Below are 20858 nucleotides of genomic sequence, written 5' to 3' on the forward strand. Positions count from 1 at the left end.
GTCGTGTGCGTCGGTCGTGTGCGTCGGTCGTGTGCGTCGGTCGTGTGTGTCAGTCGTCCGTGCCGGACAGTGCGGCGAAGATCTGCGTGGACAGTGTCGCGGGTGGGCCTTCCTCCCGGAACACGCCCCCCTCGAACCAAAGGTCCAGCAGCTTCAACTGCTGCTCGACGTGGTGCTCGTACGCCTTCAGCTTCTTCGCCAGTGCGGCGGTCATCTGCCCCGACCGCTCGGCGAGGTCCACCTCGTGGAGCAGGTCGGTGTGCCTGTCCCGTTCCGCCCGCGGGTCGAAGTCGGTGGGTACCGGGGAGGTGTTGGCCGTCGGGCCCATGAACCAGTGCTCCACCAACTGTCTCAGGCGCTGATCCGTGAAGCCGTGGAGCCCCAGGTCCGCGACCGTGGACCAGTACATGAAGGAGCGGAACAGCTCCTCCGAGGGGGCGCTCCCGCTGCCCAGCACGTCGTCGGCAATGGCGTTGAACCGTGTGCGGTCGCGGGCGAAGCCGAGATCCCCCAGCCTCCGGCGGTCACTGATCCGGTAGTCCAGCGCCACGCGCTCGGGCGAGAGAGCCTGCCGCGAGATGAACCTGGTCCTGGGCAGCTTCATGACATCGTCCGTGTGCAAGTGGAGGGCGTCCGCCAACCGTGTCAGATAGTGCGGATGTACGCCGAGGGTGAAGGCCTGAGCCGCTGTCTCCTGGGAGAAGGGGGGCGGCTGGTGGGCGAGCGAGTGCGCGAACATCCTCCTGGCGTCGGCGAGATCCATGTTGATCACGTCGGACATCGTGAGCCGCCTGATGGCCCCGCCGGGCAGCGAGCCCTGCTGGGTGTGCACATGGGACGAGAGCTGCCACCAGTAGGAGAGCGGCGCACCGATTTCCGTCATTCGCCGGACGAGTGCGGCCGTGGAGTGTGGCCCGGTGCCTGCGCCCAGGCGTGCGGTCAGGGCTTTGAGCGCGGTGAGGGCCGGGCCGAGGGGGGCGGGACCGCGCAGGGCGACCGCGATGCTCGTCAGGTCGGAGGGGAGCAGTCCGAGATCCTGGGCCGCCACCGCCGTGCGGTCGGTGCTCGCGTCCGTGGGCCCATTGGTGGGTGCGGTGGTGTTCTCGTTCCCGGTGGTGTTCGTGCCCGTGTCCGTGCTCGCTCCCGTATGCGTGCCTGTACCGGGGCCGGTCAGTCTCTCGCTCCGGTACTGGGTCAACAATCCCCGTACGCCCGGCTCGTCGAGCAGTCCGGCCGGGGTGTTGCGGCGCAGTGAGGCCGCCACGTCATGGGTCCAGACCGGGCCCTGCTCGTGGTGCGGCTGACCCGCCGGGCCCTCCCAGCCGGCCGGTAGCTCCGGTACCGGCGGCAGCAGACCGGCGACCTGGTACACGAAGGTGTCCACGCCCTGCTGGTCGGAGAGGTCGAGTCCCATCAGGTGTTCCACAGTGCTCGGGTTCGAGAAGTCCGCCACGATGTTCGACAGCTCCGTGCTGTACCCGATCATCGTTGTGTCGTCAGTCGGCGCCAGCTCCACGTCAAAGGTGACCACGCTCAGTTCGCGGCGTCCGTACGGGTCGGACCGGTTGAAATCGGCGGCCAGCTGCAGCCGTATCTCGGGCAGCAGCTCGGACAGTTCGTTGCGCTGCTCCGACGTCAGCTCCGGATGCGGCAGGACCCGGGTGATGCGCATCCCCAGGGAGCCGTCCTGGTGGATCACCCGCTGGACGCGGAACGGAGCCGGCGTGCCGTCCGGTCGTCCCATCGAGAAATGTACGGGGGTGGTGACCGCGAGCACCTGGGGCGAGCGGTCCGGGGGCGGCGGCTGGAACGACGAGGGACGGACCCAGAGCTGCTCGCCGTCGCGGACGTGCCCGTGCATCCGTACGCCGTCGTGCACGCCCTCCCACAGATAGCCGCCCTCCGGGACCTCCACCAGCGAACCGGTGGCCTGTGCGTTGCGGTGAGCGTTGACGATCGCCGACCGGAGCTCCCCCGTCGACCAGTTGGAGGGGAAGAGCAGATGGGCGCCGGCCACCTCGCCGTCGACGCCGACCACGGCTTCGTTCTCCCGGTCGCCGGGCAGATAGGGGGACGGCGGCGGTGTGCCCTTGGCGGCGGCCTGTTCCGTCCGCCCCCGCAGGTTCGGGTCCTGGAACCAGACCTGGGCCCACCGGGTGCCGTTCGGGTGCGCGGTCCACATCGGGTAGATGGAGACGCCCTGGGCGTGCTGCGCGTCGGTCCCGTTCGTACCGGGCAGCTGGTAGTGGACGCCGGTCCTGTTGTGGGTGGAGCCGTACGTCACGAAGCGCAGCGCGACGTCCCCGATCGCGGGATCGTCGGTGGGCTTGCGGGGCGGCGGCGGTTCGAGGTGGGTGGGTGGCAGCAGGCCGCTCTGATCGGGGTGGGGCGCGAAGTCGACGATGGTGCCGGTGGTATCGGCGGTGCCCTTGATCCGTACGCCCTGGTAGACACCGTCGAACGTCCTGCGTCCGGAGCGTTCGGTGTCGGTGGTCAGGCTGTCGGTCCTGACGTGGTCGAGGTACACCTGGCGGGCCGCGTGCAGCACTTCTTCGGGGCTCCAGTGGTCCGGGAACATCGTCTGGTCGCTGCCGTCAGGCCGCCTGCCCGCCTGGTAGGTGCCGTTGGGGTTGCGCGGTCCGGTCGGTTCGGGGCGGAACCGTCCGGACGGGCCGCGCGGGGCGAGCAGGCCGGCGGTGCCGGTGCGGGGGTTGCCGCGCAGGACCTGTTCCCGTACGTCGAGCGGGATGTGCGCCCTGGCCTTGTCGTGCGGGCCCGTGCCCACGCCGGGGGTGTGTGACCAGGCGGCGTCGACGGCCGTGGAGAGCAGTTGCAGATCCCGAGGTGTGATCCGCAGCGTCGGCGAGAGCTGTCCGGGGGAAGCCATGTGGTCCATGTCGAACTGCACGAGTCCCGCGTTGTCGATGCCGTAGCCGGACATCAGCGAATGGTCGTCGTACACCGGTCGGAACGGCTCGCCCGAATCGGCCTCGCGGTACTGGTCCTGGAAGCCGAGGAGATGGCCGGTCTCGTGCGCGATGACGTACGACTTGTCGGTCGCCTTCTTGTCGCTCTCCGAGACGTACCAGGTGGCGCTGTTGTCGCGGCCCGTACCATCCGGGTCCGGGTGCAGCTTCACCTGTCGGTGCGCCAGTGCGGGAGCGTCGACGAAATCTATCTTCACATGCAGCAGATCACCGTTCGGGAGACGGTGTTTCGGGACGTTGTAGTACTTGTCGACGCCGCGCTTCGCCATTTCCTTGGCGTTCGCGACGTGGTTCGCGGTGGTGCCCGGCTGGAGGTCCAGATGGATGCGCACCGTGACATCGGAGCGGACACTGCCGTCGCTGAGCAGGGTGCGCTCGACGGCGAACGAGCGCTCCCAGACGGACGCGGCGGCCCCGCCCCTGCGCAAGGTCCGGTTACTGGGCGGCAGGATCTCGGCCGTGCCCAGCGAACGGACGTCGGTGACCGGCTCGGGGAGGGGGGCCGGGGAGAAGGGGGACGGGGGGAGTTCGACGACGGCGTACTTGGCGGCGGGTGTGAGGGTGGGCGTGAGGGTGGGAGCCGGGGGCTCTTGCGGGCCGGTGTGCTGCGTGTGGAGCGGGGCGGTCGGCGAGGCGGGCGGCTGGGCGAGGGGCGGCTCCGTCGTCCCGTCGAAGTGCGAACCGTTCTGCTGAAGGTGTACGGATTGCGGCTCACCGACCCCCGGCGGGGACTGGTGGAGCAGGCGCGGGGTCGGGGTCATCACGATGTCCCCGTCCGGGTCCACCGGGGCGTTCTCGCCCATCACGATGTCCTCGTCGGCGACCGTGTGCGTCTGCGTGGCCGGTTGGGTGGGAGGGGTCTGTGCGCCCGGAGTGGCGGGGGTCATGGGGTTCTGCGACCACAGCTGGGCGAGCCGCTGCCGCAGGTCGGCGCGGTGCCTCGTGACGTAGGGGCGCAGCTGGTTCAGGGTGGCCCGCGCCCTGTCGAGCGCCGCCCGGTCCCCGGCCCGGCCCGCGTTGACGGCGGCGAACTTGGCCAGGTTCCGCCGGTGCTCCAGCTCGTCCAGATGCCTCCGGTAGTCGGCGGGGTCGAAGCCGGGCGGCGGCTGCGGCCCGGTGTCCCGGTAGGGCGCCCAGTTGCCGACCAGGAAGTCCAACTCGGCTGCGGTGAAGGGCCGCAGACCCTCGTGGGCCACCCCGGTCCAGTACAGGAAGCGGTGGTAGTCGAGGTCGCTCTCTCCCATGTCGTGGCGTTCCGCGCCGAGGAGGTCGTCGGCGACCTCGTCGAACCGGTCCCGGTCGATCGCGGCGCGGAGGTTCTCGATCTCTGTGCGGTGGCCGACCAGATACTCCAGCGCCAGCTCCTCGGGGCTGGCGGCGCCCTGCCAGAACTCGGCGTCCACATTGAGTCGGGAGACGTCCGACGGGGTGTGCAGCCGAACGGCGTTGGCGATCCGGGTGAGGGCGAGCGGATGCACCCCCAGCTCGCGTGCGGTGGTGTTGGTGGCTTCGTCGGTGTGCGTCACATCGCTGTGCTGCCACTCGTCGACCCGCCGCTGGACCTCCGGGGTGTACGGGCCGAGCAGGCTCAGCATGCTCTCGCCCCGGCCGGTCAGGAAGCTCGACAGGTCCCACCAGCCGGCTGCGGGGACCTGGAGTTCCGACATCCGCCGGACGAACCTGCCCACCTGCGGTCCCGAGCCGACCCGCGCCGCCAGCGTCTGCAGGGCATGCAGTGCTTCGCTCGGCGTGGCGGCATGGTGCAGTACGGGCAGGGCGCTGTGCAGCTGCGCGGGGGTCAGGCCCAAGGCCCGGGAAACAGCCTCCAGATGGACCGGGTTGACGTGAGTGACCGAGTTGATCGGACTGACGGGCGTGACGGATGTGACCGGATCGACCGCGTGCGTGGCCGGGGCCTGGGTGTGTCCGGTCGGGGCCGTCGGCTGCGGCAGTTTGGCGATCTCGGCCCCGAGAATGAGCAGCGAGGTGCTGTTGATGTGGGTCGTGAGCTGCAGGCCCGGCTCGGGCGTGGTCACGATGGAGAGGGTGCCCGGCTGGAGCGGGTCGGGGGTGCGCGGTGCGCTGCTCCGGGCCGCCCGCAGTGCGGCCAGCCGCAGCCGGTCCGGGGTCCAGCCGTCCGGCAGCTGATCGTCCGAGGTTCGGGTGTAGTCGGACGCGAACGAGTCCTGGGTGAGGGCGGCCAGCGCCGCCTCGGTCGACTCCTTGGTGACGTGCGGGGCGTGGTCCTGGGACCGGCGGGCGGCCAGCAGTTCCAGCAGACCGGGCTCGTCGAACAGCCCGGCGTGCGTGTTGCGGCGCAGCGCGGCCTCCACGTCCGCCGGGAGCAGCGGGTTCGGTGTCCCGCCCTGTTGCCCGTCCGGGGCGTCCCAGGCGTCGGTGGACTGCGGTATCGGGCGCCGGTGTTCGAGGACCTGGCGTACCAGATCCTGACGGCCCGCGTCCGGGTCCACGTCGAAGCCCAGCAGCTGGGCCGCCGTGTCCTCGACACTCTGCGTGGACAGTGCTCCGATGTCCGCGCCGTCCTCCCGCTGGCCGGGCCGCTTCGTCGCCTGAAGTTCCACGGTGAACCGGGTCTTGGGGAGCCGACCGTTCTCGTTGGCCTCTTCCCCCGAGTTGTATGTCTCGTCGATGTGCTCCTGTACGTCGGACATCTTCTCGCGCAGTTCGACGAGGGCCTCCGGGTGCATGTTCCTCGAATACCGGACGATCCGGGTGAGGTTCAGTCCGCGGTCCCCGTTGGTGAACACGACGTGTGACACGCGGAAGTCGGCGAGTCCGCCGGAGGCCCTGGCGTATGTCATCGGGGTCTCGGAGGTGACTGCCGCGATGTCGTGGGCGTGCCACTCCGGGTGCGGCTGGAAGCGGGTCGGACGGAACCAGCGGTGCGCGCCGTCCTTCACGACCCCCTGCATCCGCACGCCGCCCGCCGCGCCCTCCCACAGGTACCCGCCGTCGGGCAGCACCTCGAAGAGGCCGTTGGCCAGGGCGCTGTTGTGTGCGTCGCGTACGGCCTCACGCAGGTCACCGGCGGTCCACGCCTCCGGGAACAGCATCCGCGGATGGCCGCCGAGCCCGTCATGAGTGATCACCTCGGGCGAGTCGCCCTGGCCGACCTTCAGGATCGCCCTCCCCGGTCCCGTCGGCGGGTTCCGGAACCACACTTCCGCCCGGCGCACACCATTGGAGTCGGGGTCCGTCAGTTTCTCGAAGGTGATTCCGCGGTCCGTCTGCGCCAGTTCGCGACTGTCCTCGCTGTGGGCGTACTGCACCCCGGTCAGCGTCGAGGGGTCGCCACGCAGCACGAAGCGCATCGACGCCTCGCTGAACGCGGGTTCGTCGGACAGCTCGCGGGAAGGCGGCGGTTCGAGATGGGTGGGCGGCAGCAGGCCGCTCTGGTCGGGATGGGGGCGGAAGTCGATGATGGTGCCGATGGTGTCGGCGGTGCCCTTGATCCGTACGCCCTGGTAGACACCGTCGAACGTCCTGCGTCCGGAGCGTTCGGTGTCGGTGGTCAGGCTGTCGGTCCTGACGTGGTCGAGGTAGACCTGGCGGGCCGCGTGCAGCACTTCTTCGGGGCTCCAGTGGTCCGGGAACATCGTCTGGTCGCTGCCATCAGGCCGCTTGCCCGCCTGGTAGGTGCCGTTGGGGTTCATCGGTCCCGTGGCTTCGAGGCGGACCCGCCCGGACGGGCCGCGCGGAGCGAGCAGACCGTTGGCGCCGGTGCCGGCACTGCCGCGCAGGACCCGCTCCCGCACGTCGAGCGGGATGTGCACCCTGGCCTTGTCATGCGGGCCCGCGCCCACGCCCGGAGTGCGCGACCAGGCGGCGTCGACCGCCGTGGAGAGCAGCAGCAGATCCCGCGGCACGACCCGCAGCGTCGGCGAGATCTGCTGGGAGGGGCCCATGTGATCCATGTCGAACTGTACGAGCCCCGACTCGTCGATGCCGTAACCGGACATCAGCGAATGGTCGTCGTACACCGGCCGGAACGGCTCGCCCGGCTCGGCCTCGCGGTACTGGTCCTGGAAGCCGAGGAGATGGCCGGTCTCGTGCGCGAAGACGTACGACTTGTCGATCGAGCCCTCCCCGCCCTCCGAGACGTACCAGGTGGCGCTGTCGTCGCGGCCCGTGCCGTCCGGGTCCGGGTACAGCCTCACCCTTCGGTGCGCCAGTGCGGGAGCGTCGACGAACTCCAGCTTCACCCGCAGCAGATCACCGTTCGGCAACCGGTGGTTCGGGTCGTTGTAGTACTTGTCGACGCCACGCGTCGCCATTTCCTTGGCGTTCGCGACGTGGTTCGCGGTGGTGCCCGGCTGCAGGCCCAGATGGATGCGCACCGTGACATCGGAGCGCACACTCCCGTCGCTGAGCAGGGTGCGCTCGACGGCGAACCCGCGCTCCCAGACGGACGCGGCGGCCCCGCCCAGCTCCTGTGTCAGGCGGCTGGGCCGCCGGATCTCGGCCGTGCCCAGCGAACGGACGTCGGTGACCGGCTCGGGGCGGGGAGCCGGGGGGAGTTCGGCAACGGAGTAGTCGGCGCTGAGCCTGGGCGTGGGGGCGGGCATGGGGGTGTGTGTCGGGGCCACCGGCGAGCCGCTCTGCTGAACGTGTATGGATTGCGGCATACCGCCCCCGGGCGGGGACTGATGGGGCCGGTGCGGGCTCGGGGTCATCACGATGTCCCCGTCCGAGTCCACCGGGGCGTCCTCGCCCATCACGGTGTCCTCGTCGAAGTCCGGGTACGTCTGTGTGGCCTGGTGGGCCGGAGGGGTCTGTGCGCCCGGAGTGGCAGGGGTCATGGGGTTCTCGGACCACAGCTGGGCGAGCCGCTGCTCCACCTCGGCGCGGTGCTCCGTGATGTAGGGATCCAGCTGAGCCAGGCGGTCCCGCGCACTGTCGAGCGCCGCCGGGTCCTGGGCCCGGCTCGCCTTGACGGCCGCGAACTTGGCCAGGTTGCACAGGTGTTCCACCTCGTACAGATTGCTCCGCAGGTCAGCGAGGTCGAAGCCGGGCGGTGGCGGCACGATGTCCCTGACCGCCGACCAGTTGCCGACCAGGAAGTCCAACTCGGCTGCGGTGAAGTGCCGCAGACCTTCGAGGGACATCCTGCTCCAGTTCAGGAAGCCGTGGTAGTCGAGGTCGGCGTCGCCGTTCTCGTGGCGGTCCTCGCCGAGGAGTTCGTCGGCCACCTCGTCGAATCGTTGCCGGTCGATCTCGGCGCGGAGATCCTCGATCTCCGTGTGGTGGTCGACCAGATACTCCAGCGCCAGCTCCTCCGGGGTGGCGGGGCGCTGCCAGAACTCGGCATCCACATTGAGCCGGGTCACGTCCGAAGGGGTGTGCAGCCGAACGGCGTTGGCGATCCGGGTGAGGGCGAGCGGATGCACACCCAACTCGTGCGCGGTGGCGTCGGTGACTGCGTCGGTGTCCACCACGTCGGTGTGCTGCCACCGGTCGATCCGCCGCTGGTTCTCCTGGGTGTCCGGGCCGAGCAGGCTGCGCATGCTCTCGCCCTGGCTGTGCAGGTGGGTCGACAGGTCCCACCAGTCGTCGGCGGAGACCCCGAGTTCCGACATCCGCCGGACGAACGGGCCCAGCTCCGGTCCCGCGCCGAGCCGTGTCGCCAGCGTCTGCAGGGTGTGCAGTGCTTCGCTCGGCGTGGCGGCATGGTACAGAACGGGCAGGACACTGCGCAGATATCCAGGGTGCAGGCCCAACGCCTTTGAGACGGCGGCCAGATGGACCGGGTTGACGGGAGTGACCGTGCTGTCCAGGTTGACCGGCGTGTGGTCGCTCGGGTGTGTGGCCGGGCCCTCGATGTGTCCGGTCGGGGCCGTCGGCTGCGGCAGTTCGACGATCTCGGCCCCGAGAATGAGCAGCGAGGTGCTGTTGATGCGAGTGGTGAGCTGCACGCCCGGCTCGGGCGTCGTCACGATGGTGAGCGTGCCCGGCTGGTCCAGGTCGGGGGTGCGCGGTGCGCTGCTCCGGGCCGCCCGCAGTGCGGCCAGCCGCAGCCGGTCCGGGGTCCAGCCGTCCGGCAGCCGGCCGTCCGGGGTGTGGGTGTAGTCGGACGCGAATGCGTCCTGGGTGAGCGCGGCCAGCGCCGCCTCGGTCGACTCCTTGGTGACGTGCGGGGCGTGGTCCTGGGACCGGCGGGCGGCCAGCAGTTCCAGCAGGCCGGGTTCGTCGAAGAGCCCGGCGTGCGTGTTGCGGCGCAGCGCGGCCTCGACGTCTGCCGTGAGCAGCGGGTTCGGTATCCCGCCCTGCTGATCGTGGGGGGCGATCCAGGAGTCGGTGGACTGGGGCGTCGGGCGCCGGTGCTCAAGGACCTGGCGTACGAGATTCTGGCGGCCCACGTCCGGGTCCACGTCGAAGCCCAGCAGCCGGGCCGCGGCCTCTTCGGGGCTGTGCACGGACAGTGCTCCGATGTCCGCGCCGTCCTCGGGCTGGTCGGGCCGCGTCGTCGGGCGCAGCTCCACGGTGAACCGGGTCTTGGGGAGCCGGCCGTTCTCCTTGCTCTCTTCCCCGGAGTTGTATGTGTCGTCGATGTGCTCCTGCACCGCGTCCAGCTTGTCGCGCAGTTCGGCGAGGGCCTGTGGGTGCATGTTCCCCGGGTAGTGGACGATCCGGGTGAGGTTCAGTCCGCGGTCCCCGTTGGTGAACACCACGTGCGACACCCGGAAGTCGGCGAGTCCGCCGGACGCCCTGGCGTATGTCATCGGGGTCTCGGAGGTGACCGCCACGATGTCCTCGGCGTGCCACTCCGGGTGCGGCTGGAAGCGGGTCGGACGGAACCAGCGGTGCGCGCCGTCCTTCACGCCCCCCTGCATCCGCACGCCGCCCGCCGCGCCCTCCCACAGGTACCCGCCGTCGGGCAGCACCTCGAAGAGGCCGTTGGCCAGGGCGCTGTTGTGTGCGTCGCGTACGCCCTCGCGCAGATCACCGGCGGTCCACTCCTCGGGGAACAGCATCCGCGGATTGGTGCCCCAGCCGTCCTGGATGACCCCGTCGGGCGAGTCTCCCTCGCCGACCTTCAGGGTCGCCCTACCCGGTCCCGTCGGCGGGTTCCGGAACCACACTTCGGCCCGGCGCACGCCGTTGAAGTCGGGGTCCGTCAGCTTCTCGAAGCGGATGCCACGGTCCGTCTGCGCCAGCTCGCGCTTCTCTTCGCCGTGTGCGTACTGCACCCCGGTCAGCGTCGAGGGGTCGCCGCGCAGCACGAAGCGCATCGAGGCTTCGCTGAACGCGGGTTCGTCGGACAGCTCGCGGGGCGGCGGCGGTTCGAGGTGGGTGGGCGGCAGCAGGCCGCTCTGGTCGGAGTGGGGCGCGAAGTCGATGATGGTGCCGATGGTGTCGGCGGTGCCCTTGATCCGTACGCCCTGGTAGACACCGTCGAACGTCCTGCGTCCGGAGCGTTCGGTGTCGGTGGTCAGGCTGTCGGTCCTGACGTGGTCGAGGTAGACCTGGCGGGCCGCGTGCAGCACCTCTTCGGGGCTCCAGTGGTCCGGGAACATCGTCTGGTCGCTGCCGTCCGGGCGCTTGCCCGCCTGGTAGGTGCCATTGGGGTTCATCGGTCCCGTGGCTTCGAGGCGGACCCGCCCGGACGGGCCGCGCGGAGCGAGCAGACCGTTGGCGCCGGTGCCGGCACTGCCGCGCAGGACCCGCTCCCGTACGTCGAGCGGGATGTGCACCCTGGCCCTGTCGTGCGGGCCCGCGCCCACGCCGGGGGTGTGCGACCAGGCGGCGTCGACCGCCGTGGAGAGCAGCAGCAGATCCCGCGGCATGATCCGCAGTGACGGCGAGAGGTAGTGGTCGGACGTCATGTGGTCCATGTCGAACTGCACGAGTCCCGCGTCGTCGATGCCGTAACCGGACATCAGCGAATGGTCGTCGTACACCGGCCGGAACGGCCGGCCTTCCATGGCCTCGCGGTACTGGTCCTGGAAGCCGAGGAGATGGCCGGTCTCGTGCGCGATGACGTACGACTTGTCGATCGAGCCCGCCCCGCCCTCCGAGACGTACCAGGTGGCGCTGTTGTCGCGGCCCGTGCCGTCCGGGTCCGGGTGCAGCTTCACCTGTCGGTGCGCGTCTGCGGGATCGAAGACGAAATCTATCTTCACATGCAGCAGATCACCGTTCGGGAGACGGTGTTTCGGGTCGTTGTAGTACTTGTCGACGCCGCGCTTCGCCATTTCCTTGGCGTTCTCGACGTGCTTCCTGGTGGTGCCCGGCTGGAGGTCCAGATGGATGCGCACCGTGACATCGGAGCGCACACTGCCGTCGCTGAGCAGGGTGCGCTCGACGGCGAACCCGCGCTCCCAGACGGACGCGGCGGCCCCTCCCCTGTCCATGGTCCGCTCACTGGGCGGCAGAATCTCGGCCTTGCCCAGCGACTGGACGTCGGTGACCGGCTTCGGGAGGGGAGCCGGGGGGAGCTCGGCGACGGAGTAGTCGGCGGTGAGCGTGGGCGTGGCGGCGGGCTTGTGCGGGAGGACGGGTGCCGGGGAATCGTGCGGGCTGGTGTGCTGCGTCTGCAGAGGGGCGTTCGGCGAGGTGTTCGGGGCATGGGCCGACTCGGTCCGCTGCTGGGCGGTCGGCTCCGTCGTCCCGTCGAAGTGCGAGCCGCTCTGCTGAAGGTGTACGGAGAGCGGCGCACCGCCCCCCGGCGCCGGCCGGAACTGGTCCGACCCGCCGGGGTTCGTCCCCGACGGCGGGGTGTGCACGGTCAGGTCCACGTGGAACGTTCCGGCCAGCAGCGGCAGGAAACTCTTCGACCAGGGGGAGTCCCCACTGTGCTCCCACTCGGAGACGGCCCTCTGCACCTCCTTGAACAGCAGGTTGCGGGCCCTGCGGGCCGCCGCCTCACTGGTCGGTACGGAGGTGTGCGGGAGAAGATCGGGGAGCAGTTCGGCGAGCCCGTGCGGGCCCAGATCCCTCACATGGGCGTGCACGGCCTCCTTCATGCCGAGCACCAGCGTGTGCAGGTCCTGGTGGCTCTCGACATCGGACGCGGTCGAAGCGGTGGCGCGCAGTTCGTCCGGCGAGTCGACCAGTGCCCTCAGCTTCTGCCCGAGGTGGGGGAGCTTCGGCCCGACTGCCGAGGGGGCGCTGACCAATAGCGAAGTGAGCTGCGAGTAGGCGTCGTCCGGCACCTTGAGCACCGGGCGGGCCGCACCCGGCACGGGTTCGAGGTCGGACCCGTCGTCGGAGACCGAGTGCTTGTCGGAGACCGAATCGTTGTCGGACACCGAATTCTTGTCGGAGATGGAGTGGTTCTCAGAGATCGAGTCGTTGTCGGACGGCAGGTCCTGCGGAGGCTTCAGGTCCTTGGTCTGATCCACATGCCGGTAGTGGCCGTCCTTCAGCAGCAGCTCGACGGCTCCGGCGCCCTCGTGGCCCGTCGCCTCGCTCCCGTCGGGCAGGAACGTATGGCGTCTGCCGTCCACCATCACCGTCACCGGCACCCCGAACAGCTGGGCTGCCAACGGCGGGTACAGGTCGCCCGCGCTGTCCTTGGCCGCGGACTCCTCGTTGGCGGGCCGCTGCGTCTGCGACGCGGCGAGCGCGGTCCGCTGCTCCGGGGTCAGTACCGCACGGTGGTTCTCGGTGGGGGCGCCCGCCGAGTGCGGAATCCACTTGCCCTCGGTGTACTCCCGGCCCTGCGGGGTCGACCTGTCCAGCAGGTTCTCCAGCCCGGCCGCGCGGACCTCGTCGGGCTCGAACCTGTCGGTGAGGTCCGGGTGGGTGTAGTCCGCCAGGGGGTTGTCCCCGCCCCCGCGGAGGGTCTCTCCGAACAGCGCACGCAGCTCGTTCGCCACACCGGTGAGGTCATGGTCCTTCGGGACGGCGATGCCCTGCTGCGCCAGCAGGTTCGGATCGATCCGGACCAGGTGCTCGGCCAGGGAGCGGAAGAAGCCGTTGCCGTCGTGCGAGACCGGGCCGACCGGGTGGATCCGACCGGACGAAAGGTCCTCCACGCCCAGGAGTTCACCCTGGTCGTCGGTGAACTCCGAGTACCTGTCGGCGGGGGGTTCGGGCTTCTCCACGCCGTGGTCGTGCTTCACGGTCGGGTCGTAGGCCAGCACCTGGGGCTCAGTGGTGTCACCGCGCTCGTTCGCCGGGAGCCGGTGCCAGTCGTTGAGGGCGTCGGCGGCCGACCGCAGCGCGTGGTAGTGCTCGCCCGCGGCCCTCAGCTTCTGCTCCAGCGACTCCAGCTTCGGCCGGACCGTCTCCCGTACCGCGTTCAGTTCGGCGTTCGCCGCGTCCAGCGCCTGCTGCGCCGTCTGCCGGGCTTCGGGGGTGGTCGCCGCGTCCAGCCGGTGCTGCGCGTCCTGCACCACGAACGCCAGGTCGGTCAGCGGGCGGTAGGTGCTCCAGTACGCGTCGTGGTTGGCCTTCCAGGCCTTCCACCCCTTGGTCACGTCGTCCCACTGATTGGACAGCGCCTCGGGGTGGTTCTGGTCGTTGATGAGCCCCAGGTCGCGGGCCACGTCCTCGCGGATCCAGGCGAGCACCTCGGTGTCCGCCTCACCGGCCTGGAGACCCGGCGGGTCGTAGCCCTCCCAGGTCAGCCCGCGGGCTGCCAGCCGGCCGACCGAGCTGTCCTTGATGTGATGGTGCACCCCGGCGACGGCCAGCCACTTCGTGGGTACGGAGAAGAGGAACGCCCGCCCGGTGTCCGGCTTCATATTGATCTTGGCGGCGGTCGCCTCGTTGAACTTGAACTCCTCCGACGAGCCGACGCCCGGCGCGATGACCGGGGTGACCTGGTAGGTCGTCTTGTGCGAGTCGGCCCCGATGGCGTCACCGCCCATCCCGCCGTTCTTGCTGTGGGACTGCCCCTCACCCACGTCGAAGCTCTCACCCGTGCCGGTGGCGAACTCCATCCGCACATCGGCCGTCGCGAGGAGCTTGGCCCCCGACAGGTCGAAGGCCGGGTGGAGTTGGAGGGTGCCGGTGGCGCCGCCGACGACGGTGTCGTCTACCAGGCCGAGCGGCTGGTAGCCGTTCTCGTCCAGCGCCGAACCGTCGATGAGCGAACCGGTCAGGGACATCTCGCTGGTGCCGGTCGTCAGCGTGTCGCCGCCACCCTTGCCGGGCGACAGCAGTTTGACCTTCGCGGCCTTGGCACGGGCCTCGGCCAGCTGGTCACCGGTGAGCACACCCTGGGTCTCCACCCCCTTGCCCGCGTGTCCGCCGTTGAGGTGCTGGCTCTCGGCCTTCGCCAGGGTGATGTGGGCCAGGTCCTCGACGTTCTTGGAGCCGAGTACCCGCGTGAAATGCACCCCGTTGCCGGGGACCAGCCCGGCGGGCCGGTTGTCGCCGGACACGTGCTGGGTGAGGTGCCGGCCGATCCTGTCCGGCGTCGCGTTGTTCGACGGCCACACGTCCACGGCGGCGGGCGGCGGTGTGTACACATCGCCCTCGTTCTCCCCGCCCGGCTTGAGCAGTGCCAGCGGCTCCTGGCTCTTCGCGTTGCCGGCGCCCCAGGTGTGTTCCAGGACGACGTTGCCCTTGTTGTCCACCACCGTGACCACGACGTCGTACGTGGTGGAGACGGTGGCGAGCGGGCCGGGAATCACCGTCACCTGCGCCACGGTCTCCGACTCAGAGCTGCTCTGGCCGCCGCTCTCCCCCTTCGAGCCGCTGGAGTTCCCCAGCGGGCCGCCCGACGAACCGTTCGGCCCGGTGATGCGTTCGGTGGCGTTCGCGGAAAGGCCGCGGGAGCGGGTGACGCCCCGCGAGGCGCTGTTGCTGGTGGTGACGGAGTGGCCGTTCTCCACATCGCCGAAGCCGAAGTCCTCGACCGTCCGGGTGCCGGGGACCTGCTTCACCGTCACCCGGTATTCCTTGCCCCCGAGAGGGAGGCTGTCGGTGAAACCGCGCCAGGGCGCACGGCCCCGGTACTGCTGCGGAATGCCGGACTCGACCATGGCCTGCCCGTGCCGTTCGGACAGCAGTGTCCTGATGGACTCCAGGCTGTTGCGGGTGAACCGCAGATTGCGCAGGGTCTGCATGAACTGCGCCCGCCCCGCGTCGTGACCGCTCGGCGCCGACACCGGGACGACCCCGAGCGGACTCTCCTTGAACCACGAGGAGTGCGACCAGGTCCCGGCCCCGTCGGCGAGACCGGGCACCCGCGCGATACCGGTGTTGAACAGATTCAGCGCGTGCGCCGCCTGTTCGGAGACCAGTCCGCGCCAGGCGTTCGCCTTGTCCACCAGCTGCCCGGTCCACGCGGGCAGCTTCGAGCGGAACGGGGTGAGAGCGCCGAGCTTGTCGGCGGACATCTCGACGCGGTACTGGGCGTCCGTCGTGACCGGCACCCACTGCCCGTTCTCCGGAACGATGTTGACGGACCGGCTGATGGTCTTGCCGCCGCCCTTCGAGGTCACGCTGGAGCGCTGGTACGGGGTGGCGCCGAAGCCGTAACGCGTCGTGGTGGGTACGCCCGTCTGCTGCGCGGGGAAGTGCCCCACGTTCACGTCGAACGACAGCACCCAGCCCTTGCTGTCGCCGCCCGAGACCGCCAGGTCCAGGGTGCGGTTCATCTCCGGCTTGAGGTCGACGGGGCCGCCCACGGCGGTCGGGTTCCCCCGCCGTCCGACGAGGCGTATGTCGCCCGTCGCGCCGTACAGGAAACCCGGGGCGCGTACGTCGTTGAGCTGCTTGCCCGTCGGGGAGAACACCTGGTCGGAGTCGGAGGTCAGCGACATCGAACCGAAGGCGTTCTTCATCCGCTGGTGCTGGCTGGTCCCCTCGGTGGTCAGCGACCACTCACCGCGGGTCGCCCGGTTCGCGACCAGCGGGCCCGCCTGCTGGAGGTGATGGTCCGTCGGCACGTAGAGGGTGATGAGCGGGATGTTCTTGAGCGAGTCGCCGCGCTGCCACTCCGAGGGCGCCCACAGGTCCTCGGTCTCGGTCAGCGAGTCCAGCTCCCGCGAGGTGGTCTCGCGGCTGGTGACGAACGGGTTGGCCGCGCCCTCCGCATGCGGGTCGACCTTCGGCATGTACTGCTCCGACAGATGGAGCATCACGCTGAAGTCCCCGAGCGTGGCCTCGGGGCCGCCCACGGTGGCCGGCTCGTGGATCTTGCGCCCCGCCCCGCCGAGCGTGAGGGCGCGGTACGGCGCGTGCCACTGGTGCACGCCCACCAGCTCGGCCTTGAACCGGCCGGTCGCCAGGAAGGAATGCACCCCGGCCGGGGTGGCCGTCACGTCCTCGCGGCCGGCTGTGAACGTGGTGCCGTTGCCCCGGGTGTGCTGGCGGTTCGCGCCGGCCTTGGCCCCCAGTACACCGATGTGGTCCGGCGTACCGGTACGGAACGTTGCGTTCGAGCGCAGTTCGACGGTGCCGCCCGCCTGGGCCCCGAAGGTGTGCGTGGTGCTGTGGGCGTTGCCCACGCGCTCACCGGCGTTGTTGTTCTGGCGGGTCATCCGGTCACGGTCGGTGCCCTGGTAGACCGGCGGATCGAGATCGGCCTTCAGGTTCAGCGCGAAGAGGTTCTCCTTGGTGAGGTTGCGGCCGAACAGCTTGACGGACAGCCCGTCGTGGGCGAGTTCGTTGAGCGTCGCCGCCAGGTTCCGCTCGTCGAACTTGGCCATGATGATGCGGGTGTTGGCCATGGCCCGGTCCCGCTCACCGCTGATGGCCTGCGTGAACCTGGTCCATTGGCTGCGCGGATCGGCTGTGTTCGCACCCGGGCGCGGGGCGACCAGCACCGAGTCGCCGTGCGTCCGGTTGATCCAGTCGAGTACCCGGTCGACGAGTACGTTCGGGGACGTCGGGTCCGGGGAGTGACTGTTGTCGATGACGAGGTCGGTGGCCCTGGTGTGCGTCAGGTCGTAGTCGCCGTTGCGCCAATGCGCGGGCAGCGGCGGCTCGCTCCCCTCGGGACGGGTGTGGGTGTCGGGGTCCCAGCCCGCCCGCTCGCGCGCTTCGCGCACCGGCAGCCGTACGAGATTCCAGGTGTCGAGAATCCGCGTCTCGCCCTCGAAGGTGACGGGGACCTGAAGCTCCTGGAGGTAGAGGGCCGTGTCGCTGCCCTTCACCCGCCCGGTGATCTTGCGGCCCACGCTCCCGCCCTGGAGCGAGACCTCGCTCGAGTCGTGGCTGTAGTGCAGGGTGAGCCCGAGCTGCATGAAGATGTGTGGCGCCTGATCGGTCGGGATGGCGAACCGCGACCCGCCGAAGAAGGCCACCACGTAACGCCGGTTGTCCTGGACCAGGACCTCGTTCTTCACCGTGATGGCGTCCGTGATGCGCATCTCGGCGTCGTTCGCGACCTCGATCAGATGGTGCTCGCCGGATATCGCCTTGCCCACCTGGAAGCTGCCCGCGGACTTGCCGTTGCGCCTGCGCACATCGAGCGGTGCCAGCGGTCCACGGGCCAGCTCGTCGGACATGCCGTGGAAGTGGTCGGAGCTGAAGTAGTCGCTGAGCTGCTTGTGCTTGTACCCGCCCGGCCTGGCTCCGAGCTTCTGGACCGCCCAGTCGAAGAGCGACTTCACCGGGCCGAAGCCCTCGGTGCTCGGCGAGCCGAGGCGCGCGCCGGGCGGCGGGGTGAAGTTGTGCGGTACGCGCAGCTCCGATTTTTTGGGCACGGCGGAGCCCTTGGAGACCCGGGTCGTCATACCGTTCTTGACGCCCGTGCCGAAGGCTTCGATCCGCTCGTCCGGGTGGAACTCGACCTGGTAGTAGACGTCCTGGTGGAAGGACTCGCTGCCGCCCGTCGTACGCGTCTCACGCTGGAACGAACGCTGGTCGTGGCTGCCGACGACATGCTTCTGGTTGTGACTGGCGCTCCCGCGGAGGTCCAGCAGCATCCGGGCGTCGGACGGCAGCGCCCCGACGGCGAACCCCACCTGGAGACCAGTGCCCCGGGACGTGCCGGTGTTCGTACCGGTCTGCTGCTGGAGCTGCTGGGAGGTGTCCAGCTTGTGCGGGTCGCGCGCCTCGGAGTCCGGGTGGTGGGTCCATACGTCCGCGTACGGAATGGCCTTGACGGTCATCACGGTCCGCTTCGCCTTGGTGAGGCTGGTCCCGAGGAAGGGCACGCTGTGCTTGACGACGAACCGGCGGCCGTCGCCGAGGAACGAGCCCGGGTGCCGGGCCAGTTCGTCGTCGATCTGTTTGATCACGGAGTCATCGGCCCGGTCGCCGTTGAGCTTGCGGTTGAGCGCGGCGTTGAGCTTGTCGTGGAGCGTCCGGCCGATGCTCGCGCCCTGGCGCGGCTGAAGCAGCTTGGTGCTGCTGTGGCCTGCGGCGGAGCCGGTGGGGAGAGTCTCCGGAGGACGGGGATTCGTGGCGGCCGGCTTGACGTACTGGCTCACGTCGTGCTGCCAGAGGGGAGGACGGGGGTCGCCCTCGGGGGTCTCTCTGGGGCCATTCGTGGGGGGCGTCAGGGTGTCGTCGTGCCGGGGGTCGTCATCCGGGGTCTGCTCGTTCGTCTGCTCGTTCGTCTGGTCGTTGGTCTGCGTGTTCGTCTGGTCGTTGGTCTGCGTGTTCGTCCGGTCGTTGGACTGCTGGTCGGTCTGCTGTCCGGTGTGCTGGTTGAGCTGCTGATCCGTCTGCTGGTTGGTCTGCTGGTCGGACTGCTGCTGTTGTTGTACGGAGTGCTCGTTGGCCTGCTGGTTGCTCTGGTTGCTCTGGCTGTTCTGCTCGTTCCGAAGCTGATCCGTGTCGAGTGCCGAGTTGTCCCGGTGCTCGCTGGAGACGACGCTGTCGCGGGACAGCGGCTTCGGAGGGGGCGGCGTCTCCGAAACCGTCTCGTTGACATCAACCGTCTGGTTGACCGTCTCCGTGACGTTGTTCGCCGTGGACTTCGGAGCCGAGACCGATTCATTGGTCTGCGTGAGCGACGAGTCGAAGTCGGTGGAAGTGGTCTGCGTGGAAGTCGGGCGCCGCAGAGGCTTCAGTTCGATGCTGCTGCTGCCTTCGCCATTGTTCGGCAGAAGGGGGGATTGGTTCGACCGGCGGGGCGAGGAAGCCGCATTGGGCGTGTTGACCGTTGACGTGTTTGTGGACGACAGGTTCGGCGGGGTGGTCGATGCCGGGTTGGCCGGGGGTACGGAAGTGACCGGAGCGACCGGCGTCACCGGGGCCTCGGACTGGTGCTGGAAGTCCGAAGTGTCCGTGTGCTGCACGTCGTTCGTGTGGTTGACGGTCTGGACCGTCGTGTCCGAGGAGGCCGTCACCACAGGCTTCACCGGCGTCACCGGGTCGTGGGACGTGACCGTGTGGTTGGACGTGCTGTCGGAGGTTTTGTCGGACGCGTCGTCGGTCGTGGTGTGGTTTGAGGTGTTGCTTTCCGTGCTCTGCGTCGTATTCGCAGTCGTGCTCTGCGTCGTATTCGCAGCCGTGTTCTGTGTCGTGTTCGTCGTCGTGGGGTTCGTCCCGTTGTTCAGTGGGTCCGATCCGCCGCCGCTCACATCGAGGTTCTTGTCCAGGCCCTTGTCGAACCCGCCGTCGAGCGCCGACGTGTCGAAGTGGTGGGACATGGCGTGCACAACGGGGTGGACGAGATACACGTGTCCGGCGTGGCTCAGTCCGCCGGTCAGCATGCCCGCGACGAAGGTGTCCCACGACGTGGTGAAGCCGTCCTGGTAGATCAGGTTGTAGAAACCCTCACCGAGGTTCTGGCCCACGGACTCGACGAGCAGCCCACTGCCCACCATGCCCAGTCGGAAGCGCTTGTTGCCCTGGAATCCCACGTGCATCAGGGCCCGGGGCATGTCGTCGGCGAGCGCCTTCAGCGCGGTCTTGTCGAGCTTGCTGCTCAGTTCCTTGGTGAGTTCCTTGCTGAGCGCTTCCGCCGCACCCTTGGTCGGGCCCGACCAGTGCTTGGTGACGGTCTCGGCCCAGGTCTTGCCGATCTGACGGGCCTCCTCCTTCGTCAGCCCGTTGAAGGGGGATTTGGCGAACTCCTTGCCCATGTTCTTGATGAAGTTGTCGCTCGCGGCCTTGGCGCCCTCTTTTCCACCGACCTTGGTGAAGCCCTTGGCGAGGCTGAGGTCGTGATCGCTGAGTACCTTGGCCACGTTCTTGGCCAGGTCACCAGCCCCGCCCTTGCCCCCGACCTTCTCCAGGGTCTTGAAGGCCGTTTTCAGCTCCTTGGTGAGGAGCTTCGACAGGCCCGTACCGAGCTTGTTGCCCAGCCACTTGCCGATCCCTGGGGCGAGCAGGCTGAGCGGCCCGGTGACCAGGCCCTGGATCGCGCCATACCTGACCGCGTCCAGCAGCAGCTTGTTGTCGAAGCTGTCCCGATTGCCCTGGTCTATCTGGATCATCTGGATGATGCGGTCCATCGCTATGCCCATGCCGACCCCGAGGGCGACGTGCTGAGCGATCCTCTTGAGCAGCTCCTTGATCAACATCTTGAGGAACAGCCGGGTGAAGAGCGTGCGCCAGCTCAGTCCCGACAGCAGTGCCTCACCGAAGCCGGGCACCCACGAGAAGGCCATGGCATACATGAACTCGGCCAGCAGCTCGATGAGCTGGGCGAGCATCATCCACTTCGTGTACTCGGCCTGGTTCGCGGTGTCCCGGGCGACCTTCGCCATGTTCTGGGACTGCTCGGCCGCCGCGTCGAGGAACGAACTGTCGCCGCCCGCGATGACCTGGCCCAGCTTGAGGAACGCATTGGCCGCGTCGCCCTCGAAGTTGTTCTGGATGCTCTGGAGCAAGAGCACGAGCTGATCGTCGAGCTGCTTGTAGTCCTCGCCCACGGAGTCGTAGAGATCCGCTGCGTTCCGGAGTTCGTCCTCGTTGGCCTGTGGCCACTTCATGCCCGTGAGGGCATGCATTATCCACTCGACCGCGGGGGAGGGGGTCAGCATCCGCGTGTTCTCA

1 protein-coding gene is annotated in these 20858 nt (G+C 69.2%); it reads right to left on the bottom strand.

What is annotated here, in order from left to right:
• Positions 1-49: 49 nt before the first annotated feature.
• Positions 50-20845: an EndoU domain-containing protein gene (locus ACZ7L9_RS15000; protein WP_471415534.1), complete on the bottom strand. Its 20796-nt coding sequence runs from the start codon at positions 20843-20845 to the stop codon at positions 50-52.
• Positions 20846-20858 lie beyond the last annotated feature (13 nt).

It is taken from the genome of Streptomyces sp. NPDC111516, assembly GCF_055635345.1.